This is a genomic window from Paraburkholderia sp. FW306-02-B (assembly GCF_058782725.1).
The window spans coordinates 3,173,522-3,198,880 of the sequence record NZ_JBYSXZ010000002.1; the positions used below are offsets into that span (position 1 = coordinate 3,173,522).

The 25,359-nt window shown below is 61.0% G+C and carries 23 protein-coding genes and 1 pseudogene; 9 read left to right on the top strand and 15 right to left on the bottom strand.

From position 1 onward, the window contains the following. Positions 1–22: 22 nt before the first annotated feature. A complete protein-coding gene (locus tag AC3WOG_RS35495) occupies positions 23–964 on the bottom strand; it encodes a LysR family transcriptional regulator (protein ID WP_492582372.1) in 942 nt (313 codons plus the stop codon). A gap of 79 nt (positions 965–1,043) precedes the next feature. After that, a complete protein-coding gene (locus tag AC3WOG_RS35500) occupies positions 1,044–1,682 on the bottom strand; it encodes an HD domain-containing protein (protein ID WP_492582373.1) in 639 nt (212 codons plus the stop codon). A gap of 237 nt (positions 1,683–1,919) precedes the next feature. Between AC3WOG_RS35500 and AC3WOG_RS35505 the strand changes: the two genes are divergently transcribed. Both AC3WOG_RS35505 and AC3WOG_RS35510 read left to right on the top strand, forming a co-directional pair. Continuing rightward, positions 1,920–2,879 (top strand): GlxA family transcriptional regulator, encoded by a 960-nt coding sequence (locus AC3WOG_RS35505; RefSeq protein ID WP_492582374.1) that lies wholly within the window; start codon positions 1,920–1,922, stop codon positions 2,877–2,879. An 85-nt stretch (positions 2,880–2,964) separates the two neighbouring features. Then, positions 2,965–3,723, top strand: a complete 759-nt coding sequence (locus AC3WOG_RS35510; RefSeq protein WP_492582375.1) for an SDR family oxidoreductase — start codon at positions 2,965–2,967, stop codon at positions 3,721–3,723. A 55-nt stretch (positions 3,724–3,778) separates the two neighbouring features. On the opposite strand, the pseudogene ompR reads toward AC3WOG_RS35510, so the two are convergent. The 6 genes and pseudogenes from ompR to AC3WOG_RS35540 form a co-directional block, all read right to left on the bottom strand. Continuing rightward, positions 3,779–3,889 (bottom strand): annotated as a pseudogene (ompR, locus tag AC3WOG_RS35515) (two-component system response regulator OmpR); the annotation flags it as partial. Between the two features lie 361 nt (positions 3,890–4,250). Continuing rightward, entirely contained in the window at positions 4,251–4,616 is a 366-nt protein-coding gene (locus AC3WOG_RS35520; protein WP_007178665.1) for a response regulator, read from the bottom strand. A 20-nt stretch (positions 4,617–4,636) separates the two neighbouring features. After that, positions 4,637–5,176, bottom strand: a complete 540-nt coding sequence (locus tag AC3WOG_RS35525; RefSeq protein ID WP_492582376.1) for a hypothetical protein — start codon at positions 5,174–5,176, stop codon at positions 4,637–4,639. Further along, complete coding sequence (locus AC3WOG_RS35530; RefSeq protein WP_492582377.1) at positions 5,173–5,907, bottom strand: methyl-accepting chemotaxis protein; 735 nt, start codon at positions 5,905–5,907, stop codon at positions 5,173–5,175. Before AC3WOG_RS35530 ends, AC3WOG_RS35525 begins: the two co-directional genes overlap by 4 nt. 32 nt (positions 5,908–5,939) lie before the next feature. Continuing rightward, positions 5,940–8,330, bottom strand: coding sequence for a HAMP domain-containing protein (locus AC3WOG_RS35535; protein WP_492582378.1), 2,391 nt, complete (start codon positions 8,328–8,330; stop codon positions 5,940–5,942). A gap of 1,303 nt (positions 8,331–9,633) precedes the next feature. Continuing rightward, complete coding sequence (locus tag AC3WOG_RS35540; RefSeq protein WP_492582379.1) at positions 9,634–10,593, bottom strand: DNA alkylation repair protein; 960 nt, start codon at positions 10,591–10,593, stop codon at positions 9,634–9,636. A 241-nt stretch (positions 10,594–10,834) separates the two neighbouring features. On the opposite strand from AC3WOG_RS35540, the gene AC3WOG_RS35545 reads away from it, so the two are divergent. Then, positions 10,835–11,569 (top strand): response regulator, encoded by a 735-nt coding sequence (locus AC3WOG_RS35545; protein WP_492582380.1) that lies wholly within the window; start codon positions 10,835–10,837, stop codon positions 11,567–11,569. Then, a complete protein-coding gene (locus tag AC3WOG_RS35550) occupies positions 11,553–12,800 on the top strand; it encodes an ATP-binding protein (protein ID WP_492582381.1) in 1,248 nt (415 codons plus the stop codon). Before AC3WOG_RS35545 ends, AC3WOG_RS35550 begins: the two co-directional genes overlap by 17 nt. On the opposite strand, the gene AC3WOG_RS35555 is transcribed toward AC3WOG_RS35550, so the two are convergent. Then, positions 12,797–12,985, bottom strand: a complete 189-nt coding sequence (locus tag AC3WOG_RS35555) for a hypothetical protein (protein ID WP_492582382.1) — start codon at positions 12,983–12,985, stop codon at positions 12,797–12,799. The genes AC3WOG_RS35550 and AC3WOG_RS35555 overlap by 4 nt on opposite strands. A 785-nt stretch (positions 12,986–13,770) precedes the next feature. Between AC3WOG_RS35555 and AC3WOG_RS35560 the strand changes: the two genes are divergently transcribed. Continuing rightward, positions 13,771–14,595 carry a YkgJ family cysteine cluster protein gene (locus AC3WOG_RS35560; protein ID WP_492582383.1) on the top strand — a complete coding sequence of 275 codons (825 nt, stop codon included), beginning with the start codon at positions 13,771–13,773 and terminating at the stop codon, positions 14,593–14,595. Here AC3WOG_RS35560 and AC3WOG_RS35565 read toward each other — a convergent pair. The 3 genes from AC3WOG_RS35565 to AC3WOG_RS35575 all read right to left on the bottom strand — a co-directional run bounded on the left by AC3WOG_RS35565 (position 14,561) and on the right by AC3WOG_RS35575 (position 16,440). Then, complete coding sequence (locus AC3WOG_RS35565) at positions 14,561–15,079, bottom strand: hypothetical protein (protein ID WP_492582384.1); 519 nt, start codon at positions 15,077–15,079, stop codon at positions 14,561–14,563. The genes AC3WOG_RS35560 and AC3WOG_RS35565 overlap by 35 nt on opposite strands. Before the next feature lie 211 nt (positions 15,080–15,290). Then, positions 15,291–15,770, bottom strand: a complete 480-nt coding sequence (locus AC3WOG_RS35570; protein ID WP_492582385.1) for a nuclear transport factor 2 family protein — start codon at positions 15,768–15,770, stop codon at positions 15,291–15,293. Positions 15,771–15,783: 13 nt separating this feature from the next. Beyond that, positions 15,784–16,440, bottom strand: coding sequence for a TetR/AcrR family transcriptional regulator (locus AC3WOG_RS35575; RefSeq protein ID WP_492582386.1), 657 nt, complete (start codon positions 16,438–16,440; stop codon positions 15,784–15,786). 109 nt (positions 16,441–16,549) lie between these two features. Here AC3WOG_RS35575 and AC3WOG_RS35580 point away from each other — a divergent pair, with 109 nt between their 5' ends. Continuing rightward, entirely contained in the window at positions 16,550–17,200 is a 651-nt protein-coding gene (locus AC3WOG_RS35580) for a YceI family protein (RefSeq protein ID WP_492582387.1), read from the top strand. Positions 17,201–17,255: 55 nt separating this feature from the next. Here the strand turns inward: AC3WOG_RS35580 and tdh are convergent, their stop codons facing one another. Both tdh and AC3WOG_RS35590 read right to left on the bottom strand, forming a co-directional pair. After that, the gene (gene tdh, locus AC3WOG_RS35585) at positions 17,256–18,287 is read right to left on the bottom strand and encodes an L-threonine 3-dehydrogenase (protein WP_492582388.1); all 1,032 of its coding nucleotides are present in this window, start codon (positions 18,285–18,287) and stop codon (positions 17,256–17,258) included. A gap of 13 nt (positions 18,288–18,300) precedes the next feature. After that, positions 18,301–19,500 (bottom strand): glycine C-acetyltransferase, encoded by a 1,200-nt coding sequence (locus AC3WOG_RS35590; protein ID WP_492582389.1) that lies wholly within the window; start codon positions 19,498–19,500, stop codon positions 18,301–18,303. Positions 19,501–19,661: 161 nt separating this feature from the next. Here AC3WOG_RS35590 and AC3WOG_RS35595 point away from each other — a divergent pair, with 161 nt between their 5' ends. The 3 genes from AC3WOG_RS35595 to AC3WOG_RS35605 all read left to right on the top strand — a co-directional run bounded on the left by AC3WOG_RS35595 (position 19,662) and on the right by AC3WOG_RS35605 (position 21,943). Further along, complete coding sequence (locus tag AC3WOG_RS35595; protein ID WP_492582390.1) at positions 19,662–20,300, top strand: helix-turn-helix domain-containing protein; 639 nt, start codon at positions 19,662–19,664, stop codon at positions 20,298–20,300. 105 nt (positions 20,301–20,405) lie between these two features. After that, a complete protein-coding gene (locus AC3WOG_RS35600) occupies positions 20,406–20,804 on the top strand; it encodes a DUF2471 family protein (RefSeq protein WP_492582391.1) in 399 nt (132 codons plus the stop codon). A 56-nt stretch (positions 20,805–20,860) separates the two neighbouring features. Next, the gene (locus AC3WOG_RS35605; RefSeq protein ID WP_492582392.1) at positions 20,861–21,943 is read left to right on the top strand and encodes a tyrosine-type recombinase/integrase; all 1,083 of its coding nucleotides are present in this window, start codon (positions 20,861–20,863) and stop codon (positions 21,941–21,943) included. Positions 21,944–22,016: 73 nt separating this feature from the next. Here AC3WOG_RS35605 and AC3WOG_RS35610 read toward each other — a convergent pair whose 3' ends face one another. Next, on the bottom strand, positions 22,017–23,222 hold the full coding sequence (locus AC3WOG_RS35610; protein WP_492582393.1) for a DNA-binding protein: 1,206 nt from the start codon (positions 23,220–23,222) through the stop codon (positions 22,017–22,019). Positions 23,223–25,359 lie beyond the last annotated feature (2,137 nt).

Genomic DNA, 25,359 nt, shown 5'->3' on the forward strand with positions numbered 1-25,359 from the left:
ACCGTTCGCGAACGGCGAACGCTCAGCGATTGGACACTGCCGGCAAGGTTTCCGACGCCTCGATCGAGCGCAGGTGGTCGAACAGCAGCCGGCTCACCGGCGACAGTGCCTCGACATCGCGCACCACCAGCAGCAGGTCGCGTTCGGACCAGTCGTCTTCCAGCGGCACGCCGATCAGGCCGAGCGGCCGGCCCATGATCTGATAGACCTTCAGCGGCAAAACGCCCACACCCATGCCGGCCTGCACCATCCGGCACACTGCGTCGAAGCCCGGCACGTGGATGCGCAAACGCAAGGGTTTGCCCGCCTGGCGCGCGGCCATATGCGTGCGGGCGTTGATCGAACTGGCCGCGTGCAGGCCGACGTGATCGCCGTCCAGCGTTTCAGCAAAGGCGATGCTGCTGCGGCCGGCCAACGGATGATCGTCGCGCGTCACGAGCACCAGCGAATCGTGCCGATAGTGCGCGACGTGCAGATCGCGCGTGTCGGCGTCGCCGGAGCAGATGCCGAGGTCGGCGAGGCTATCGTCGACGGCTTCGACCACGCCGCCGCTCGGCCGCTCTTCGAGATCGAGTTTGACGCGCTCGTGCTGCAACTGGAACGCGCGTAGGTCCTCCGGCAGGAATTCGACGATCGCCGACAGGTTGGCCATCATGCGCACGTAACCGCGCACGCCGCTCGCGTGCCCAGCCAGTTCGATGCCGATATTTTCGATGTCGCGCATCACGCGGCGCGCATGATGCAGCAGCGTTTCGCCGGCCGGCGTCAGCGTCATACCGCGGGCGTTGCGCTGGAACAAGGTGGCGCCGACCGCCTGTTCGAGTTCGAGCAGACGTTTGCTCGCGGCCGACACGGCAATCGCCTCACGCTCGGCGGCACGCGTGAGCGTGCCTTCTTCGAAGACGGCGAGAAAGAGTTGAAGCGTGGTGAGGTCGAGCCTTCGTAGAAGGTTTTTGATTACCATGGCGGGGCGCCGCATCGTTGAGCAATGCGTCTATTCTGACGCCAGACACGGAAAATAGGTGCGGCCCCCAGCTAAACCCCTAATCCCTCCACGCCGAGCCAAGAATCATCGTGCAGAAATTCTCGCGATGATAATGCGGGTCTTTCAGCGCCAGCACGTCCGCCTTCACGTTGCCGAAAGTCGTCTCCGGTCTGTGAATCGTGCCATGCGCAAACGCGTCGATGATGCCTTCCTTGAAATGCGCGCCGCGTGGATGCGCGTGTATCACCTCATGCCGCTGCTGCTCAGTGAACTCGTCGTAGGCGAGGCCGAGTACGTCCATCTCGACGCCCGCCGTGACCAGCGCGACCACCGGCTTCATGTATTGCGGAATGCCCGGCGTAGTGTGCAGCGCAATCGAATTCCACACCTGCTCGATATCGTCCTCGCCGATGCCGTGGCGCCGCAGGAAATCACGCGCCGCGTTCGCGCCGTCCACTTCGAAGCGATCGTGTTTGCTGCTATACGGCGCGACGAGTCCCATGTCGTGAAACATCGCGCCGATGTACAGCAGCTCGGCATCGTACTTGAGCTGTTTGCGCGTGCCGGCTAGCGAACCGAACAGGAACACGCGCCGCGAATGATGGTAGAGCAACTCGGTTTCGGTATCGCGCACGAGCTGGGTGGCTTCGCGCGCCATCATGCTGTCGGGGATCTGGATGCCTGCGATCGTGGTCATGTGATGTGCTCCGTGAATGACGCGGTAAAGAAAGCGCGCGGTCCTGGTGAGTCGAAAGCGCGTTTGGTATGCTGATTCGTGACGCTTTTTATGCTGTTCAAACCACGCGTCGATGAAGTTCAGTATTGGCTAACGCGTTATCACGGGCAATCGCGGCGAACCGCAAAACACTGCCAAACGCACTGTGTCTACTGCCGCGGCCTGCGGATCCCGCTCATCGTCAAAGGAAGTCATTCGATGCCTACCGTCGCGATCGCGATCTTTCCCGGCGTTCAGGCTCTCGACGTCGCCGGTCCCGTCGACGTCTTCTCCGAAGCCAATCGGTTCGTCGCGCCGCAAGATCGCTATGAGGTGACACTGCTGAGTGCGGAGCCGGGGCCGCTGCGCGCATCCAACGGCATGACGCTCACTGCCGACGCCACTTTCGAACAGGCGCGCCGCCCCTTCAATCTCGCATTGGTCGCCGGCGGCCCCGCGTTGCCGGACGCCGCGCCCGATGCGCGGCTGTTGGAATGGCTGACGAACGTCGCCATGCAGTGCGACCGTTACGGCTCGATCTGCACCGGCGCTTTCGCGCTCGGCCATGCCGGACTGCTCGACGCGCGCAACGTCACGACACACTGGCAGCATGCGGCTCAACTGGCGGCGCAATTTCCACAGGCGCGCGTCGACTTCGATCGCATCTATCTGCGCGACCGGCAGCTGGTGACGTCGGCCGGCGTCACGGCGGGCATCGATCTCTCGCTTGCGCTGGTGGCGGAGGACCACGGGCCGCACACGGCGCTGGCTGTCGCCAAGCGGCTGGTGGTGTTCGCGCAGCGGCAAGGCGGCCAGTCGCAGTTCAGTCCCTACCTGAGCGCGCCGGCCGATGAAACCTCGCCGGTCGCCAGGGTGCAGGCGCATGTGATGGAGCGAATTCGCGAGCGTTTCACGGTGAAGCAACTGGCCGACGTCGCGGGCATGAGCGCGCGAAACTTCGCGCGCGTATTCGTGCAGGAGACCAACGTCACGCCGCACGAGTTCGTCGAGCGCGCCCGCGTGGATGCGGCGCGCAAGTTGCTCGAAAGCAGCGGCGCGGCGCTCAAGGCGATTGCTTACGATTGCGGTTTCGGCACCGCTGACCGGATGCGCATTGTCTTCACCAGACGAATCGGCGTGACGCCGATGCAGTATCGGGAGCGCTTTCGCTCCGCCTGAAGGAAGCCCGATAGGCAGCGTCGCTGCAAGCAAGCAATGCTGCATGAGAAAATGGCGCCTTCTCCAAGCCATCCATCACAACGACATGACCACCTCTTCTCCGATCCGCGCGATCGTCACCGGCCATACTCGTGGTCTCGGCGCTGCGCTCGCAGAACAACTGCTCGCACGCAACGTCCCGGTGCTGGGCCTGTCCCGCTCGCGTCACGCCACGCTTGCACAGCGCTTCCCGGCGTTGCTCGAAGAGATCGAACTGGAACTGGCCGACCCCGCGCGCGTCGCGCAATGGCTGGCGGGCGACGCACTGCGCGGCTTTGTCAGCGGCGCGCAAAGCGTGCTGCTCATCAACAACGCGGGCATGGTGCAGCCGATCGGTCCGATCGAAGGGCAGGACGCCGCGGCCATCGCGAGCGCGGTAAGCCTGAACGTCGCGACGCCGCTGATGCTGGCGAGCGGCGTCGCGGCGGCCAGCGTCGACGCTAACGATCGGCGCATCGTGCATATTTCGAGCGGCGCGGCGCGCAATGCGTACCCCGGCTGGAGCGTCTACTGTTCGACCAAAGCCGCGCTCGACCATCACGCGCGCGCCGTCGCGCTCGATGCGAATCGCGCTCTGCGTATTTGCAGTCTCGCGCCGGGCGTCATCGATACGAATATGCAGGCACAGATTCGCGGCAGCGGCTCCGAGCAATTTCCGATGCGCGAAAAATTCGAGGACCTCAAGCGCAACGGTCAGCTTTCTACGCCTGAACAATGCGCTACCCAGTTGCTCGACTACGCCTTCAGCGATGTGTTCGGGCAAACACCCGTGGCCGATATTCGCGAGATCGCGAAGCAAGCCTGAGGCGCGGTTTCTCTGCTCCCGAAAACCCTCACCTTTCGGCTAACGAGGCAGTGAATCACACGCCGGGCGCGGCCATCGCGCCGCGCTCGGCAGCGCCAATCGCCATTTCACCGTGCGGCACGAACACATAGCCGCATCCCCACACCGTTCGCACATGGCGCGGCTCAATTCCCGAAAAGTCTCACCTTTGGCACGGAGCGGCCGAGGCAAGGCGCGAGGCGCGCATCGGCCCGCTCCCGAAAAAGCTCACCTCCGGAGCTTGGGGTCAGGCCGCAAAAGCATGCTGGGCGGGGCACCAGTGGTTCCGAACAGGCTACTCCCGCAAACCCTCACCTTTGAATGCGTTTGAGTATTTTGCATACCCAGGTAAGAGACGATGTGCTGACCGGCGTTGCTCACGGTTGAGCATTCGACGATGATGCTGGCTGCCAGCACCCTCTACCGGATTTTCATCAACCGGGTGAGCGCGCCACGCATTGGCTCCCGAAAGTTCTCACCTTTGGCCTGCACCGCTGCGTTTGTACCGCTCAGCTCGCCAGCTTGCGGAACGTTTCCAGCACCGCGTCGCCCTTGAACGGCTTGACGATCCAGCCTTTGACGCCGGCCGCCTTGCCGCGCTCCTTCATCGCCGGGCTGCTTTCGGTGGTCAGCATGATGACGTTGACGGTCTTGTTCGCGAGTTCGCCGCGAATCTTTTCGACCATCGTCAGGCCGTCCATGTTCGGCATGTTGACGTCGCTGATCACCAGTTTGATGCCGGGGCTGGCCTTCAGCTTGGCGAGACCGTCTTTGCCGTCCACGGCGGTGTCCACGTCCAGGCCGTTCTTCTTCAGAAAGCCGGCCACTTCATCGCGCACCGTGCTCGAGTCGTCCACCACGAGAATCTTCGACATGTTTTTTCCTATGACAACAATCAGAACAGCTCCAGCTCTCCGCTGGTTTCTTCGATCGCGCTCGTATCCGCCATGAAGTCGATCGGCGCATCCGCGCAGACGCACACCGTCGCGGCAAGCTGCACTGACCCGTCGATGGTGATCGAATACGAAGACAGAAAATCCGGTTTCAATTCCTGCAAATGCGACAGGCAACGGGCGCTCAACACGTAGGGCGTCGACATGCCGAGGTCCGGGAAATAGTGCAGCAGTTCCTGGTTCATCGCGCCGCAGCATAGGTTGCAGATTTCCAGAAACGCTTCCTGGAAAGACCGGTCGGCGGCATCTTTCAGGAAGTAGTTGCGGGCGCTGTCGTTTTCATCGAAGTGAAGAATCAGCAGCAGTCTGAACACAATCGACGAGATGGTCAGCACGACAACCTGAGTGTCTGGGGTTGCGCCAATGCCGGCTTCCGCCATCGGCACGATCTCGCACGTATCGCTCGATTGCAGCGGCAAGCGCGCCTGCGCCGCCTTGCGAAAAATGCGTTCGAAGCTCTCCTTCGCCTGGCCAGTGATCACGTCGGCACCTGGTGAAGCTTCGCCTGAAACTGATTGACCAGCGACTCGACGCTGCTCAGCGAAGCAGCGATCATCTTGCCGCCCGCCTGGATGTCCTGAAACGTCGAGGTCGTGGTCAGGTCATTGCGGTGCAGGCTGTCGCGGTAGCTCTTCGACAATTCTTCGGAGCGTGCCGCGAGCTCGCGAACCTCGCTCGCCACCACCGCGAAGCCGCGTCCGGCCGAACCCGCTCTTGCGGCTTCGATCGACGCGTTCAGCGAGACGATCACCACATGCCGGACAATCGACGAAAGCTCCTGATTTTTCGTGTGCATGTCGTGGTTTTGCGTCATCAGCGAAATCATCTGCTCATGCCAGCGTTCGAACGTCGCGCCGAGGCTCTTCAGACGCGCGGCTTCGCTTGCGATCTGTTGCGCGTGATGCATCCACTGATCTTTGTCGTCGGCGGCGGCTTTCAACGCTGCCCGCAGATCTTCAGACGCCGTCGCTTGCTGCGCCACCTCTTCGCGCAGCTGCGCGAGCGAAGCCTCCAGGTCGTGCGCCAACTGCTCGCGCTCACGGAGGGTTTCGATATGACCCGCATGCTCGGACAGCAGCGTGTTGATGCGCGCTTCGCTTTCAGCGCGCAATCGGGCGACGGTCTGCCTGCTTTGCAACTTGTGCGCGGCGAACGCCAGCAGCGCAGTGATCGCGCTGCCTGCTGCCGCGGCTATCAGATACTGTTGAATCACAACCGATCCTTCCGAAATCCATCAAACAAAGCTCAATCGGCCATCGCGTCGAGTCGCAGTTCGCCTGCATTGCCACGCGCACGCACGCCTAACGTATCGACAGCGACGTTGTCCGGCAGGCAGACGATCGTCTGGAACTGGCGGAACGATGCGCCCTTGCGATCGTCGGTGAAGCGCAATTCGATGCTGCCGTTCTCGCGCTTGAGGAAGTCGCGTACGGCATCCATACCGACACCGCGACCCGATACTTCCGTGACCGTTTCCGCCGTCGAGAAACCCGGCCGGAAAATGAAATCGGCAATGGCTTGGTCGCTGAGCGATTCGTCGCGACCGACCCAGCCACGCTCGATGGCGATGCCGCGAATCCGTTCGAGCGCGAGGCCACGGCCGTCGTCGCCAAGCGTGATCTGCAGCGCGCCGCTGTCCACACCGACTTCGATATCGATCGTGCCGGCCGGCGTCTTGCCTTGCGCAGTACGCGCCTCGGCGGTTTCGATGCCGTGGTCCATCGAATTGCGCAGCAGATGCATGAACACATTGTTCAACGTGCCGCCGGCCTGACCACGCAGGCGATAGCCGTTGTCGTCGATACGCACGTTCGGCGCTTGCTTGCCCAGTTCATGCGCGAGCGACGGCAGTGAGTCGAGCACGCCGGACAGCGCATCGCGCACGCTTTCGCTGCCCAGTGCGGACAAGTTCTGGCGCATTGCATCGCGCATCGCCTGCAACTCATGCAGCTCGCCCGGATTGGCTGCATCGAGCAGCCGCAACGTCTGCTGAATGTGTTCCTTCTCGACCATCACGTACCGGCCTGTACTGCTTGCATCGGTCGCACGATTTGCACCCTTGCGGCCGAGGCTCAGTTCGTTGATCTTCGCGTAGCTCTCGATGGCTTCGCGCACCCGCGTCAGCTCCTGCATCAGATGTTCCTGATCCCACGAACGGTCCGCGTCCGGCTGGCGCAGTTCGTGATAGCTCTGCTCCGTTTCGTGGACGACGTTGGTCAGATGCTGGAGGTTATAGGTCCGCGCGTTGCCCTTGATCGTGTGCATATTGCGGAACAGCTCGGCAATCGCCGCGTGGTCCGCTTCCGAATGTTTGCGAATGATTCGTTCGTTCTCGCTGACAAACCCAGCGGAGCTTTCGATGAAGTGATGAAACTTTTCTTCGCTGACCGCGAGAATCTCGCCGATCATGTCGAGGCGACGACGCTGTTCGCTGGCTTCGGCAGCGAGCTTGCGCAGCTCGGTAACGTCGCGCACGCACAGCATCAGGCGCACGATGATGTCGTTTTCGTCGGTGATCGCCGACCAGCTCAGATCGAGAATTTTCACGCGGCCATCGGCCATGCGCTTCGAAATCTCGCCCACCAGCAGATGCTGATTGAACGCGAAGTTGATGCAGTCTTCGCCGAGGCACGCATGCGTTGCCGCATCGACTTGCGAGAGGACGTCCGAGCCGAGATCGGTGTCTGAAAACACCAGGTCCATGAGGCCCCGGCCGGCGATATCCTTCGTTTCGAAGATGTCTTCCAGATACGCTGAGTACTCCGCGTGAACCACGGCGCCATCGATCACCGTCAGAATACCCTGCTGCATGTTCTGCAACATCGCCTGAATGTCGGCGGTCTTCTGTTTGAGTTGCGCCGAGCTTTCCTGAATCTTTTCGATCATCCCGTTGAAGGCGACGATCGAGTGGCCGATCTCATCCAACCGGCCCACCGGCACGCGCCGCGTGAAGTCCTGGCTCGAGGCGATCTCGCTCATCATCGCCTGCATGCGGCTGAGCGGGCGAGTGATCTGGCGGTAGAGCAGCGAGCCGATCGAGGTCAGCAGAATGATCGCGATGCCGGTGACGATGGCGATCGCCGTCGTGGTGGTGGCCAATCTTGCGTTCAGCGTGGTGATCGCTTCGTCTTTCTCGCGGTTCTTCTCGACGCGCAAGGTTTCGACGATGCCTTCGAGTTCGTCGCGATACTGCGCGACGTTGGCGAACAGATAGGCTTGCGCGAGTTCGTTCTTGCCCGCGGCCTTCATCTTCGCCGTCTCGGCGATTGCGGAGAAGTAGTTTTCCAGGCTGTCATTGGCTTGCAGCACCAGGCCTTTTTGTGCGTGGCTGGCGGCGTCTTTCGCTTGCAGCGCGAGCGCCTGTTGCAGCGAGACTTTTTTCTTCTTCAGTTCGTCCTGTGCCTGGGCGACCATGTTGTCGTCCGGCGCGTAGACCAGCGTCATCGTGGCGAGTTGCACGTCTTTGACTTGCGACACGAGGTCGGCGGACGCGAGTGCGCTGGGCACGACGCCTTCTGTCACCTGCCGGACTTCGGCCGCGCTGCCGCGGGTCTGATAGACGGCGTAGCCGCCGATCGCCGACAGGGCGACGAACATCAAGACAACCAATAGCGTGATGCGATGACGGATAGTCATGTGGAACCCCCGGGGGTATGGCCTGGTGCGTCGGCCCTCTCGCGGGGCAGCGCGTTTTTTTGCGAAATCTGGTCATGCGTGCAACGCGTCCGATTATTTCGGACGTATGTTACTGAGCAATGACTAAATGCTAATAAAACAACTTAAAGGTGTGGTTTTGGGCGAAGCCCGATTTGCTAATTTTTTTCTAAAGTTTTTCTCGGGGATGCCGTTATATAAAGCCCATTTGAATTTGGCTTTAATTCGGGGTTGGTGTTTTCTTGTTCTGATTGCCTGCGGGGCGCTATGGTCTGTTCGCCTGCGGCGGGGGCTTTGCTTTCTTTTTTTGCCTTCGTGGCGCTTTTTGTCTGTGTGCCTGCGGGGTTGGCCTTTCCTTGATTTGTTAGTGGTCTATTAGCGTCGCCCCTGTGCGGGGCAGGCACTTACTTTCTTTGCCGCCGCAAAGAAAGTAAGCAAAGAAAGCGGCTTCACACCGCCAATTCTTAAGCGGGTCCCCTGGCTTGGAGGAGGTAGTGGCGCATCTGGAATCGGTGCTCTCGCACACTCCGCGCTGGTGACAAGGCCGTCATCCTTCCGGCGGCGCTGCGCGCGCCGCAGCGGTACTTCCCAACACCGATCGCAGATAGGCGCTTCCGGCATCATTCTTCCCGCCTCGCACTACGTGCTCGCCGGAACGGTCTGCAAGGGAAACCCGTGGTTGGTTTTTTGCTCGGTGGGGACCATCGGCTTCGCCTCGGCGAAGCGCCCAGGTGTGCAAGTGCGCGCCTCCATTCCGGGTGAGACGCTAGCACCTCAGCGAGGCATTAGGGACGTAAGGGCAAACCATCGCAGGCACGGAAAAGTGCCGAGCGAAGCGCAGCCGCGCGTTACGCTAGCGCAGCAAAGGCAAGCCACTACGCTTGAACAACCGCAGGCCCCGGAAGCACCCTACGGGCGACGGACCCGCCGGTTTCGTGAAGTACCACCACGGCGCGCGTAGCGCCGCCGGAAGCATGACGGCCTTGTCACCAGCGTGGAGTGTGCGGGAGCACTGATTCCAGATGCTCCACTGCCTCCTCCAAGCCAGGGGACCCGCTTCAAAGTTAGCGGTGTGAAGCCGCTTTCTTTGCTTACTTTCTTTGCGGCGGCAAAGAAAGTAAGTGCCTGCCCCGCACAGGGGCGACGCTAATAGACCAATAAGAAATCAAGGAAAGGCCAACGCCGTAGGCACACAGACATAAAGCGCCGCGCAGGCAAAAAAAGAAAGCAAAGACCAACGCCGTAGGCAAACAGACATAACACGCCACGCGAGACAAACAAACCGTCAGCGGATCGACGGAAGATGCTTCGCGGCCTCCCGCAATGTGAGCGGCGAGATAACGTCTCGCGCGGCAGACAGAAAGTCGCTCACTGCGTGAGGCGCATGCCACGCGTAGTCACGCAAAGCCCAACCGATGGCCTTGCGAATGAAAAAGTCAGTTTCCGCAGCCAGCGAACGGGCGTAGCCAAATAGCCGCTCCTCATCGGTATGCTCGCGCCAGCCGAGTTGATGAATCATCGCGATCCGCCGAACCCACAGTGACTCATGTTCGAGCGCCGCATCCATGCAGACCTGCGCGTGCGGCGTCTGCGCGCGCGCCGCTTTCACGATGTCGCCAACCACGCCAGCCAGCGGATCGACCGAATCCCACCATGCACTGCGTTGAGCTATCGACAGCAAATGCTCGATGTCCGCGAGGCCGAGGGTCTTCCACTTGCGCGCCAACAGGTCGATGGCGGCGTATTGGTACTCGCGTTGCGGCATGGACCATAAGACGTACGCGCATGCCAGGAGGTGCTCCACGCTCTCGACCGGCAACCGCTTGAAGACCGGCAATATCGCTTGCCGCCGCAGCGGCGTCGGCACGCCGATGAACTCGAAGTGGTTCCGCATGTAAGCGCGCATCGCGAGCGCGCGCTGGGCATCGGCGTGCGGGGCGAGCGCCGCCTTGATCTCGTCGCCGAACACGTTGGGCGTCATCCCGAATATCCTCACCTTTGAGTTTGAAGTGCGTCGACTGGTAGCATTATTCTCACCACGCGCGCTCCCGAATGTTCTCACCTTTCGGCATTTGACCTCACTCCCATCCACCATCCAGCACCTTGTGCAAGGCCACGGGATTGGCTCGAGCTGCTGCTGCGCAGTACAGAGGGTGCGCTGCGCATTGAGGAACGTGAGGAAGCTATCCGTCCCCGCCTTGTAGCGCGCCTGAGCAAGCGTGTAATTGCGCTGCGACCACGCCACCTGTTCGTGATCCGCCTGCATCTGATCGAAGTAGATCGCGCGCAGTGAACGCGTTGCCCCCTTTGAACACTATCTGAACGGCGCCGCCGGCCGTAATAAACTGTAAGCGCCGATAAGGACCCGAAACCGCCACCGCCACGCGATTCGTTATATTCCGGTGTGCGACGGGCGTGGCGGGCGCTATACCTATCCGCCTTCGGCCGCGCTGTCCGTCAACTATCCTCCTCGATCAGGTCCAGCCATGTCCGACACGCCCATCCAGGTTTTACTGGTCGACGACGACGCCGACTTGCGTGACCTGCTCAGAACATTCTTTCAGCAACGCGGCATCGAGATGTCCGTGTTGCACGACGCGAATCACCTCGCGCGACGCCTGGAACGCGAGCGGCCCTCGATCATCGTGCTCGATCTGATGATGCCGGGCGTCGACGGACTCAGCGCGCTCAGGCAATTGCGCGCGAGCGGCGACACGATTCCCGTCATCATGCTGACCGCGCGCGCAGACGGCGTGGACCGCGTGATCGGTCTGGAACTCGGCGCCGACGATTATCTCGGCAAACCGTTCATGCCGCAGGAACTGCTCGCGCGCATTCATGCGGTGCTGCGCCGTCATGCTCAACCGTCGGCGGCGGCACCGGTCGAACGGCACGAAGCACTGCGCTTCGGCCGCTTCCGGCTCGATTTCTCGACCCGCACACTGTTTCGCGATGACGAGCCGCTCAAACTGACCGGCAGCGAATATGCGCTGCTCGAAGTGCTCGCCCAGCATCCCATGGAAACGCTGTCGCGCTCGAAGCTCGTCGATCTGCTGCACGGCCCGCACGCGGACGTGACCGAACGCGGTATCGATGTGCCGGTGTGGCGCCTGCGCCGGCTGCTCGAAGACGATCCGGCCAACCCGCGCCGGATCCAGACAATACGCGGCATCGGCTACATGTTCGTGCCCGGCGGTGGTGACGATGAAGAATCCGTTTAATACGCTGTTCGGCCGGCTCTCGCTCATGACGGTGAGCCTGATCGTGCTGGTGCACCTCACCGCATTGTTCCTCGTGGACCGCGAACGCGGCCAGATCGACGCCGATCACGCCCAACGCGCTGTGTTTCTCGCGGTACAGGCTGAACGCGACGGCGCGCTTGCCGCATCCCACGTCACGGGGACGCTCGGCGTGTCCTATGTGGGTGCGCGCGACGCGATCCAGTCTGGCTGTCCCGCGCCTTGCCAGAACACCTTTGGCCCGTTCGAGCGTACCTTGCGCAGCCGGCTTCCCGCAGGTAGCCAGGTCGTGGCCGACGGCGAGAGCGGCACGGTCTGGGTACGTTATGCGGGCAATCCGGATTGGCTCAAAATGCAAAACTCGATGCTGCCGATACGCCGCTTTTTAGGCGCATCGGCGACGATGCTGGTGCTGGCGGTCATCGTCGCATTGCTCGGCGCGTGGTACTTGCAAAGGCCACTGCACCGGCTGGCGTACGCGGCACGCGAATTCCGGGTCGGCCATCGCGCGCCAGTGGTGCAGGCGAGCGGCCCACGCGAGGTGAAGCAACTGATCGGCGACTTCAACCAGATGGTGCATGACCTCGCGCGAGCCGAGCGGGAGCGCGCGGTGATGCTGGCCGGCGTGGCGCACGATCTGCGTGCGCCAATTACGCGGATGCAGGTGCGTGCGGACCTGCTACCCGACGAAGCGAACCGCCGCGGTTTTCTGCGCGATGCGGAATCGTTGTCGCGCATCGTCACGCAGTTTCTCGACTTTGCCCGTGAGACAGCCGATACATCGCCAAGCACGAGTGTCGACGGTCACTGTCGCCGGCATTACGGCGACAGTCTCGCGGACGACGCGCTCGTGCGCCTCGATCTGCAGGCCGGCGACGGCTTTGGCCTGCCGCTCGTCGATCTCGACCGGATTCTCTCCAATCTGATCGAGAACGCACTCACCTACGGCGAACCGCCTGTGGAAATCTCGACGTCCCGACGCAACGGTCAATACACGCTCGAGGTCCGCGATCACGGCGGCGGCATTCCCAGCGATCAACTCGAGCGCGCGCTGCAGCCGTTCGTGCGGCTCGATGAAGCGCGTAGCGGCGATGCTCACTGCGGACTGGGCCTCGCGATCGTGCGCCGCCTCGTGCGCTATAACGACGGCGTTTTTCATGCCGGTAACGCAACCGATGGCGGTTTCGTCGTGTCGCTTACGTTTCCTGGTTAGCCCTGGGCGGCGTTTCCAGGAACGACGATCGCGCCATGCGGCCCGTCGCCACCGCCGGGGCCACCGCCACCAGGCCCGCCTCCACCCGGGCCGCCACCGCCCCAACCCGGAGGCGGCCCCCACCAGCATCCGCTCAAGGTTGCGCTCAGGGCGGCCAACGCCGCGATTGCCAACAGCTTTTTCATGCCTTCTCCTTCGATGGATCAATGGTCACGTGGCGTCGCCGCTCGGGTGGCGACGCCACGTGTCATCCGCAACTTATCAATCGGCGAAGGATCATGTTTTACGAAGCCGTTACAACCACGGTAAAGTCGGCCCTCTCGTGTGATGCCGGCCTGCCGTCCGTGTGCCCGCGGAATGCAGCCCACGCGGGCTTCACGGCGTCACGTGGCGCAAGGTGAAGCGTTCACGCTTTGTTTATATATGGAAGAGGAAGTAAGGAGATCGACGGTTTCGCCCCTGAATTGCGTTGCTTCGCTTCAAGGTGAGGTTTCGAACGCTCGATGCGTCACCGTCGGCGGGTATGAGGTGGACTTCCTGGAAATCCTCACCTTATTGCGTCGTCGCGCTTACGGTGGATCTTCCTCCCCTCCTGGAATGGCTCACCTTTGCGGGTCACCTCCTGGAACGCCTCACCTTGACGTGTCTTTTCGCCCTTCAAGGGTGCCGTTTAGCGCCTGGAACGACTCACCTCTCACAGATACCACGCCATCTCCTGGAATTCCTCACCATCCTGGAACGGCTCACCTCTCGCCGATTCGGCACCATCTCCTGGAATTCCTCACCATCCCCCTTGCGCTAACGCGTTATCCACCGCCAAGAAAATTTTTGTCCGCGCCCCTGTAAGAATTGCGCCTATGCTCCGACTAAGTCCAACGCCCTGTCTTATCGCGATAGCTCGTTCGTTTCCAGGCTATCAATACAAAGGCGGGCGCAATTGGATGGCCCAAAGGGCAGAGGAGCTTGACGAATGGATATCGACTTCGACTGCACAATGTGCGGCAAGTGTTGTCACAACCTTCGGTTACCGTTGACGGTGGCTGAAGCCATCACCTGGCTGGGGCGAGGTCACCAAACTCAGCTATTTCTCGAGGCTATCCCATGGCCCGAGGAGCCACCAGAAGATAACTTGATAGCGGCGCACAAACGCCGACGCTCGTTTCCGGCCTCGAGCGGCTCTCTACCTATACGGGTCGTGGCGGTGATCGTCGCCGCGTTTGATGGTCCGTGTCCGAACCTCGAGGAAGATATGCGGTGTGGCGTATACGAAAGCCGGCCGCTGGTGTGCCGTATCTATCCGGCGGAGATTAACCCATTCATTCCCTTGAACCCGGAGCAGAAAGCGTGTCCGCCCGAAGCGTGGACGCAGGCCACCACACCGCTACTTAGGCAAGGAAAAATCGTCGATGCGCAAATCGCAGCGTTGATCGCGGAGTCGCGCAACACAGATGCTGCCGACGTTGAAGCAAAAGCCGCTGCTTGCGAGGCACTCGGAATCGCCAGCGTTGCGCTGAGCAATGAAGGCTTCGTTGTCTACACGCCGGACGCATCCGCTCTGTTGAGCGCCCTGGAATCGGCGCAAACGACCATCGCGCCAGTACGGCCACAGTCATGGCAATTTGTATCAAATCGAAGCGCGACCGTCGACGCGTTACGTTCTGTCGATGCAGTCGCGTCGGAGAGGTCAGCGTGGGAAACAGAATCGGCCGAATTCTTAGGCTTTTTCCCAGACGAAGTTATAGGAAATTCCGGCTCAGCGCCTAGAACTTCACCTTCACCTGAAACCCGATCGTGAAAGGAAGATTGTCCGAAGGAATCGGCGGAATCACAATGAAGTTTGCCCCGACGCGCTTGTATTCAACCATCACGATCGGCGCAACCACGGGCCCGATCGTATGGTCGCGACCCAGGCCCCAGTTGCCGTAGTTGTAGCCCGAGATGATCCCGCCGATCGCCGCGATCCGGACGATGCCCCAGTGCGCAAAGTCAGGCGACCAGACCCCGCCACCGTAGTACGAAGGCCGCCGCAGCGAGTTGCGAAAGCCGCCGGCGGTCAGCGCCCATTGGTTGTTGAGCCAGCATTCGACGCCCAGGCCTGGATTGAACTGTTCGAAATGGGTGTTGGGGTCGGGGTTGATGTGATACGAGCCGAGCATCATGTCACCCCATATGCCGCCCTTGCACCAGTCGCTCGCATGCGCCGCGGACGCCGCGGCGAGGCTCGCGATAAGCGCCACGGCGGTGCGTCGAATATTTCTTTTTATCTGCCGAAAATGCATGTCCTCTCCGTCACCGGTCGAGCGCCGGTGTCATTCACGTTTTGGGTATTCCTGCTTGCCGTCCGTCGCGCACTGTACTTCAACCCGCACACGCGATGTGGCGGGCACGCTCGGGCGCTCGGGCACAGGACGTGCCCCGCGGCGCAGGCACAACAATAACGGAGAACCGAGGCAGAGCGGTGAACGCACGGCGGGCGTTCACCTCGAGGGTTTAGAGCCCGAGATCGGAGAGGCCCGGATGATCGTCGGGACGGCGGCCCAGCGGCCAGTGATACAAACGGTCGGCTTCACGGATCGGCATATCGTTGATGCTCGCATGACGGTGCGCCATCAACCCATGCTCGTCGAATTCCCAGTTTTCATTGCCATACGAACGGAACCAGTTGTTCGAATCGTCATGCCATTCGTACGCAAAGCGCACTGCGATGCGGTTATCGGTGAACGCCCATAGCTCCTTGATCAGCCGATAGTCGAGTTCCTTGGCCCATTTACGGCGCAACAGTCCGACGATCTCCGCGCGGCCATGCGTGAACTCGGCGCGGTTGCGCCACACGCTGTCCGGCGTGTAGGCGAGCGACACGCGCTCGGGGTCGCGGGTATTCCAGCCGTCTTCCGCGGCGCGCACTTTCTGGATCGCGGTTTCGCGCGTGAACGGTGGCAGCGGTGGGCGGGTTTCGATCGGGTCGGCCATGATGGCTCCTCAGTCAGGTTGCGGTCCGCCGGGATGGCGGCCGGTTGTGTGCGGATTTGCCCGCGGATTCGGTGTCGAGCAGTGCTTCGGCTGCGGCGCGCGCATCGAGCGCGGCGTCGGGCTCGCCGCTCACTAGCGCGACGGCGATTGCGCCGTCGAGCAGGATCAACCATTGGCGCGACAAACGCGCGGCGCGGCGGCCATCCATGCCGGACTCCACCGCGTATTCATCGAACTGTGTTCGCACGAAGGTCAGCAAGCGTTCCTTGTGCTCGCGCGCGACGAGTCGAATCGGATCGTCCGCGAAGCCAATCTCGCCGGCCGCGTTCAGAAACGCACAGCCGTGAAAATCCTCCGACGCAAACCATTCGCGCAGCACCTCGAACATACCGAGCAGGCGTTTGCGCGCGGTCTTGCCATGCCGCTGCGTGCCCGCAACGAACCAGTTCATCCAGCGTTCATCGCGCCGTTCAAGCGCGGCGGCCACCAGCGCATCTTTCGATTCGAAATGCGTGTAGAAGCTTTTGCGCGCGGTGCCGGACTGCTTGACGATGGCATCCACGCCGGTTGCATGGATGCCGCCGGCGTAAATCAATGCTTCAGCGGCATCGAGCAGCCGTTCGCGCGCACTGCCCGGCGCGAGAGATTCAGTTTCAGTTTGCGTAGCCATGCACGGATGGTAGAACGATCATTCTCCTCTGTCAAGTTTTCGCGTGCTTTTGCGGATTGAGTACGCTAGCTGCTATCGTGATGACGATCGGTCAACCGGGACGAACTTCATGAGCACATCTACTGTCCGCGCAACGTTCATGCGCGCGTTGCTCAGCGCGGCACTGCTGACGTCGACGGCCTGCACGCCGCTGCAAGTACTCACGCATTCGGTCAGCCAGAACGAGGCGCGGGTGCCGGTGGGCCACTACGAACTCGATCCGGACCATTGCAGCATTACCTTCGATGTCGATCACTTCAAGTATTCGCGCTTCACGATGCGCTTCGATCGCAAGCAGGCGCAACTCGACTGGAACGAAGGCGGTCTGGATAAAAGTACCGTAGCCGTGACGATCGACGCGGCGAGCATCGATACGAATGTGCCGATACTCGACAAGATGGTGAAAAGCGAAAGCATGCTCGACGTGTCGCGCTATCCGCAGTTGCGTTTTGTCAGCACGCGCTTTGAGCGCACAGGCGAATCGCGCGGAACGTTGACTGGCGATCTGACGATTCGCGACGTCACGCAACCGGTCACGCTGGCGGTGACCTTTAACGGCTTCGCACCCGATCCGCTCACGAAAAAAGATACGCTCGGTTTTTCCGCGGACGGTCATCTCAGCCGCGCGAAGTTCGGTCTGTCGACGTGGTATCCGGCCGTCGGCGACGATATCCATGTGCGCATTCAGGCCGAGTTCGTTAAAACGCCCGCAGGCGCTTAAGCGCGCTGCGGGCATTTTATTCGGAGTGCTGCGGTTTGGCGCGTCGTTGTTCAGATCACGCGGCGGTCCAGTCGAGAATCACCTTGCCGCTTTCGCCCGACAGCATCGTGGCGAACGCCTGTTGATAATCGTCGACCTTGAAATGGTGGGTGAGGATCGGCGACAGATCCAGGCCGCTTTGCAGCATCGCCACCATCTTGTACCAGGTTTCGAACATCTCGCGGCCATAGATGCCCTTGATTTCGAGGCCCTTGAAGATCACCTGGGTCCAGTCGATCGCGGTTTGCGCCGGCGGAATGCCGAGCAGCGCGATCTTGCCGCCGTGGTTCATCGCTTCGAGCATGCTGGTGAAAGCACTTGGCACGCCGGACATTTCCAGCCCTACATCGAAACCTTCAGTCATGTGCAAATCGGCCATCACGTCGCGCAGCGTTTCGCGCGATACGTTCACCGCACGTGTTGCGCCCATTTTGCGTGCGAGTTCGAGCCGGTAGTCGTTGACGTCGGTAATCACGACGTTGCGCGCGCCCACGTGTTTTGCAATCGCGACTGCCATGATGCCGATCGGCCCGGCGCCGGTAATCAACACGTCTTCGCCGACCAGGTTGAACGACAGTGCGGTATGCGTGGCGTTGCCGAACGGGTCGAAGATCGCGGCGAGATCGTCGGAAATCTCCGGCGGAATCTTGAACGCGTTGAAGGCGGGAATCACCAGATACTCGGCGAACGCGCCTTCCCGATTCACGCCTACACCCACCGTGTTGCGGCATAGATGCCGGCGCCCCGCGCGACAGTTGCGACAGAAGCCGCAGGTGATATGCCCTTCGCCCGACACGCGATCGCCGATTGCAAAGCCGCGCACTTCCTGGCCCATTTCGACGATCTCGCCGACGTATTCGTGGCCGACATGCATCGGTACCGGAATCGTCTTTTGCGCCCAGTCGTCCCATTTCCAGATGTGGATGTCGGTGCCGCAAATCGCGGTGCGCGTAATGCGGATCATCACGTCATTGTGGCCGACTTCGGGTTTCTTGACGTCCGTGAGCGTGAGGCCCGGTGCGCGTTCGAGTTTTGCCAATGCTTTCATATGCGCCTCCGCTTCAGATAATGCCGAGTTGACGGCCGACGCGCGCGAATGCATCCACGGCGCGGTCGATCTGTTCGGGCGTGTGCGCGGCGCTCATCTGCGTGCGGATGCGCGCGCGGCCTTTCGGCACCACCGGGAACGAAAAGCCGATCACGTAGACGCCTTCCTTCAACAATGCGTCGGCCATGTTCGACGCGAGTTGCGCGTCGCCGAGCATGACCGGAATGATCGGATGTTCGCCCGGCACGAGCGTGAAGCCGAGCGCGCTCATCGCGCGGCGGAAGTGCGCGCCGTTTTCACGCACACGTGCGCGCAGTTGCGCGCCTTCGTCGCTCGCCAGCAGTTCGAGTACTTTTAGCGATGCGGCGGCAATGCTCGGCGTCAGCGTGTTCGAGAACAGATAAGGACGCGAGCGTTGGCGCAGCAAATCGATAACCTCCTGGCGCGCGGCGACATAACCGCCCGATGCGCCGCCCAGCGCCTTGCCGAGCGTGCCGGTAACGATGTCGACGCGCGACAGCACGCCACAATGTTCCGGCGTGCCGCGCCCATGTTCGCCGACAAAGCCGACCGCGTGCGAGTCGTCGACCATCACCAGCGCGCCGTAACGGTCGGCGAGATCGCAGATACCCGCGAGGTCGGCGATGATGCCGTCCATCGAGAACACGCCGTCGGTGGCGATCAGTTTGAAGCGCGCGCCAGCCGCGTCGGCTTCTTTCAGTTTTGCTTCGAGATCGGCGAGGTCGTTGTTCCTGTAGCGAAAGCGCTTCGCCTTGGACAGCCGCACGCCGTCGATGATGCTGGCGTGATTCAGCTCGTCGCTGATGATCGCGTCGGATTCGTCGAGCAGCGTTTCGAACAGGCCGCCGTTCGCATCGAAACAACTCGAGTAGAGGATGCAGTCGTCAGTTTGCAGGAAGGCGGCGAGCGCTTTTTCGAGTTCCTTGTGCACGGTCTGCGTGCCACAAATAAAGCGCACCGACGCCATGCCGAAACCGTCTTTGTCCAGCCCTTGCTTGGCGGCCTCGATCAGGCGTTCGTCATTGGCGAGGCCGAGATAGTTGTTCGCGCAGAAATTCAGCACGTCGGCGCCATTCGCGAGACGGACGTCGGCCGACTGCGGGCTCGCGATCACGCGCTCACTCTTGTAAAAACCGTCGGCTCGGATCTGCTCGAGGGTGCCGCGCAGATGGGCGAGGTAAAGGTCACGCATGAAGCAGGCTCCTGAAAGGGTGCCGGCACCCGCGGCCAGCATGTTCGGCATTTGCGGCCACGAGGCGGCCTGTTATAGTCAGCCGTCAGTTTTATCGGATATTTTCGTTTTTCCGAACTAAAATCCGGTATATCGAACAACTCTAAACGATAGGTCCGTAAATGGCAAGTTCGGGGACCCGCCGCGCCACAGTCAAGGCCGCACCCAGCGCGACACCCACTTCAGGCTCGACCTCGGTCCCGGCGATCGCGGCGCCGCCTCGCGTCGGCGAGCAGATTCAGCGCTTGCGCGCCGAACGGCGCATGACGCTCGACGACTTGTCGCGCGCGGCCGGCGTGTCGAAATCCATGCTATCGGAAATCGAGCGCGACAAGGCGAATCCGACGATTGCGGTGGCCTGGCGTCTGACGAACGCGCTCGGCGTCAGTCTCGATTCGCTGTTCGCGCCGCAAAAAGCACTGGAGGCGATCTCCGTGTCCGGTCCGCATGAGATTCCGACCTTGAGCGGACACGACGCAAAGTATCAGCTGCGCGTGTGGGGGCCGATCGAGTTGGCCGGCAAGTTCGAGTGGTACGAACTAACGTTGCAGGCGGGTGGGGCGCTGGTGTCGAACGCGCACGAACCCGGCACGCGCGAGCATCTGACCGTTCTGCAAGGATCGATCGAAATCGAGGCGGCCGGCGCGACGAAACGGCTGAAGGCAGCGGACACGGCGCGCTACGTCGCCGACGAGCCGCACGCGATTCGCAACGCCGGCAAAGGTGAGGCGAAAGCGCTGCTGGTGGTGATCCACGGCTGAGCGCCGGGCGCACCATTGCTAGCCGTTGACGGAATTGGCTGTTCGGCCGAGGTTGCGCGAGACACTGTATATTTGTACAGTACAGGGTATCGACTGGAGCCGATAATGAACGATCTGACGACCGACCATGCCGACCATGATCTGGCCGCGCTGCGCTTTCAAACCGCGGCGCGCGACCTCGAACACATCGTGCGCAATATCGCCGCGCGCTATATCGTGCAGCAGGTGCCGCTTACGTGGCGGTTGCTGCACGCAATCGAAGCCGAGGCCTTGGCGGATCTCGGGTTTGCCAGCCGTCACGACGCGCTGATGCTGGGCTTGTTTCAACGGCCGTCCGACTTGCCTTACCCTGAAACGGACGAGGCGGTGGATTTCGGCACCTCGACCGCGTTGCCAGCAGTGTTCGCGTTTGCGGTATCGGCCTATGAAGAGGCGTCACGGCGTGCCGCGCAAGCCGTTCCCGATGGTTTGTCGCCCAAACGGGCGCGGGCGTGGGGCGGCTGAGCTGTATTTTCAGCGGTTGCGACCCACAATATGCGCAACTAACGGGAAAATAGTCTATGTCTCCTCCCCATCTGTCCGACCCGATCGAACGTCCAGCGCCGTCTACTGATCTTTTCGATCAGGAACGCGAAGACTGGCGCCGCGACCCGCAAATCGCGTTCGACGCGTGGCTCGCCAAGCAGCATTTCAGGCGTTCCTCCGCCGAGGTCTATCAAGCGCAGTGGGGATCGTTCCTCGATTGGCTTGCGCTTCGCCACAAGAGTCTCGTTACAGTCGACGCGCAGACGATTGCCGAATTCGTCGCCGGCCTGGCGATTAAAAAGACGCAGCGTGTCCGATATTTGCGCCTGATTGAACGCGTGCTGGATCATGTTCGCGAGATCGAATCGGCTTCCACCAATCCAGCACGCTTCATTGCTCAAGACGGTGAAGCCGCGTGGCGAAACGCGCGCGATAACGAGCCAACCGGTTTTCTCAGCCATCCTGAACGTGCCGCGCTGATCGCTCACCTGTTTTCGCCTTTGACGGCTTTGTCCGCCGCGCAACGCTGGAGAGAGCGGCGCGATCGCGGGTTGATTGCGGTATTTCTCGGCGGCGGATTGAAAACGGGCGAAGCAGCAGCGCTAACGGTTAGTTGCGTGAGCGTGGGCTCCCCCTGGGTGACGATCGAGTCGGCCAATCCGATGCTGACACGCCGGACCCGGCTTGCGCCGTTCGCGGTGGCGATCCTCGATGCATGGCTTGCCGAGCGGCGGCTTTCCGAACTGGCCGGCAACCTTGTCTTTCCCGCTTCGCCTTCGGGACGCCCGATGCATAAGGCGACCATGTTACGAGCAGTCGACGCGCTAATCGACACCGCCGGAATTGCCGCGTCCAGGGCATCACGCGCAAGTCCACAAACATTGCGCAATACTTTCGCCGCCGATCTGTTCGAAAGCGGGGTTGAGGCTGAGCTGGTCGGACAATGGCTGGGATTTGTCCAGGCGGTATCCGCGAATCGTTTGTATCGAGCGTGGCAGACATGGGCGGACCAGCAGGATTCGCCGGTCGTCGACGAACCGGATCCGGCCGCCCCGCCATTGCCAGTGCCTAGGCGTGACGGGCGTTTGACGAAGAAAGCGGGACCGGGCGAGTCCTGAAAATCCTCACTTTCGAGGTCCCGAATTTCCTCACCTTTGGCAATTTATCCGCTATTGCGACCGCGTCGAACCATCATGCCGACGCGGAAATCGATCCTTTCGACAAAAACCGGCTGACCGCCGCGAGGCGCGACTCGCCGGGTCCCGACGAGTGGTCGCATTCCGGACACTGCAATTCAAAGCGGTGATCCACCTGCGATAGCTCGGGCTCACCTTCTTCGCATTTCGGACATCGCAGCGGCAGCGTGACATGACCGTCGGCCGCGGTGCCGATCACCACCAGCTCGTCGCTCGTCAGCCGGCCGGCTTCGACCAGCGTGCACAGCAGCCTCGCGACCGCCGGATCGATACCTTGCTGGCTGCGCAACTCGGCGACTTCCTTCGTCAAAACATCGAGTTCGTCGGACTGCTCGCGCAATTGCGCGTCCAGCCGATCGCCGCGCGCCTTGGCCGAGGCAATTTGCTGAATGAAATCGAACTCCTTGCGACTCGCGTCGCGTACCCCTGACTGATAGGTGCTGGCCATGCTGCGCAAGGAATCCAGTTCGACCAACATTGGCTTGACGCGCCGCTCAGCCTCGGCGACCGCGTCTTTGATCTGTTGCGCATAGTGTTCCGTGCTCTGGCGCAATTCGACATGCAACGCGTCGATCCGGTCGCGAAGCATGGCATTGGTCGACTGCTCGGTGTAGAGGCGCTGGCGAAGTGCTTCGTTTTCACGGTCGAGTCGCTGCACCGCTGCCTGTAAGCCTTCCTGATGGGCAGTGCCATGTGTGGTGACACTGGATAACTCGGCTTCGAGCGCGCGAATCCGCTCCCACGCGACTTCCGCGCGCAGTTCGCTGCGTTTGACGGCTTCTTCCGACGCGTCCCGCCGGATTTCCGCTTCTCGTGTGCGCTGGTCGGCGGCGGCGATCTGCGCGCGAATTTCCTCGCGCTCCCCGTCGAGCGTTGAACGGGCATGCACGACGGCTTCTTCGAAGAGTGCTCCCAATAGTTCACCGGCCCGGTCTTCCAGTGCTTTTGGAATAGCACCGGCGCCGACTTTTACTCGCGACACATTTCTGATGCGTTCCCAGAAGCTGTCAATGTCCTTTGGAATATCGCTCGCGCTACCTGTTTGGGTCAGGTCACGAACGGCGGCCATCGACGGACGGATTCCAAGATCAAAAAAAAGCCGTTTGCAGGCATGGAGCGATAGTTCTTGGCGTCGCGCGCCGTTCGCTCGCATCGATTCAAGCTCGTCACGTATGGCTTGACGTTCTTCGTCCAGATTCATTTACACCTCGATGTTGCTCGAATTGGATGAATCATAACAATTTACGTATTGTTTGCTACGTATTTATGTGTATCGGTTAAGGTTTGATGAATTAGGCGGGTTTATCGGTACAAGTAGATCGATGGATCGGAGCAGTGCTTCTTTTTCCGTGAAACAAAACGAAGAATAGCCAATAAGCTATTGTAAAGAAAGAAGTTTTAGGTCTTGTTCAATGATCGCGCACTGTTTCACGGACGCTCGATGATGGCTAGGTGGTGGGAAGGGTCTTGTCCGAAGGACACGCGGGGAAATTCTAGAGAGTAATAAAAGTAAACACCCTTGAACCCATGTTAAAAACGTTAACGCCACCGCCGAGCCTTACCTGGCAAGGCTTCCAGCCCGGTAAGGTGAAGCTTTGCGGGAGAGGTGGTGAGGTCCTGCGGGAGTGTTGAGTGATGGGGTTCGGGGACGTCGGTGAGTGGGTCCGGGACAGAACGTGAGCGGGTTCAGGAGCCGCTGCAAAGGTGAGGCTTAGCCAAAGGTGAGGTTTTGCGGGACCTGACGGGCGCAGATCGCCCGGCAGCGCTCGAAAGTGCGTTTAGAGCACTGCCCTGCTGGAGGTGAGCGATTTCGGGACCGCTCTGGACCCTATTTTTTGGCCTTATTTTAACCTTCCAAACCCCATTGGTGAGTCAAGACGGGACTGAACGCGAACCGCAGGTGAGATTTTACGGGAACAAGGTGCCGTTTTTGCCTTAAATCTAGGCACTCAGCCCGCTAAGGTGAGTGTTTGCGGGAGGCGTGCCGCGTTTTGGGCGAAATCCGGCCGATGCCGTTATCGAAATTGACGGTGACCTTTTGACAAAGGTGAGCGAATTCGGGAGATGAGGGGCGGGGCGATCCGCGTGTCAATAATTGGCCTATTTTTGGCCAAAGGTGAGGCTTTTCGGGAGGACTTTTAGGTGCTGGCGATCGTTAAGGTGAGGAAATACGGGACCAAAATCGTCATTGCCCGCCGGAATTGCCCTGCAGGCGCTGTCGGACGCAGTCTGGTTTAGCTGCTGCGGAATTCGAATGGTGAGGTTTTTCGGGACCTTTGGGACCGCGCTCAGGAATCGCTGGATCCATGAAAAAACTGCGGAAGGTGAGGAAATTCGGGAGTAGATGACTGCGTTGTCGACCAAGGTGATTTGATAAGTGTATGAATGCATGGAGAAATTTATCGTCGCGTGGCAAGGGTGAGGTTTTTCGGGAGGTACTTGCCATGCTATGCGCAAGCCCGAGTCGCACTCAGTGGTGAGGCTTTTCGGGAGTATTTATCGGTAGTTTTTTGGGCTACCAGGCTCGAAGGCCGCGTCAACTCAAGCGCTGAATAGGCTGAAAGGTGAGCTTTTTCGGGTGAGTTTGTCGTGCGTTGACTCGCAAGCATCGTAAGTTGAGACGCTTGCCTGGCATTTAGTCGCCCTCCGCTCGATGTAGGCATACCGCGGTATGTGCCGCCGGGGTCCTCTGCGCTACCGTCGGTCTATGCGGCGAAGCCATGCAGCCGTACGCTGCGTGTCTCCATTCGGAGCAGCATGGGTGCGCCGGATGATTGGGTGGATGCCAGCTTGGGAGGCCGCTCCGACGGCGCCAATGCGGCGTGGAACCTCAGGCGGGGGCTGGCGGGCGTGGGGCGTATGCCGTCCAGGCCGCTTCGGGCGATATGAGACAACGGGCCCCGGCCACTGGCGCCGCTCGTGACGAAGCCGGGCGCATCGCCGACTCTGGGGCTGCCATTGGATGGGTACCCAGTTCTCCCCTGCCCTCCCGCTCGAGAACACAGCATAAAATTTTCGCTGCGCTGACCCGACGCGAGTTGACCCCTCACGCAACGTGGGTGCAGCCAAAATTCACGAGATTTTTTTAAGGTGAGGAGATTCGGGATCGAACGCATCTCGTTCGAGGCAGGTCCGAAATTGGTCCGGATTTCCGGACGCCGCGACCTGCAAGGATGCCCCGAACCTGGCGCGAAATGCTTGAGGTGAGGGTTTTCGGGAGTTGCTCGAGGTGAGTTACGACTCGTAAACTCACTTCACCAGGAACGGTGAGACCCACGCTATAGACGTGCATCACCGCAGCCGGTATGCTCTCGCCAAATCCCTCCTCGACCCGACGC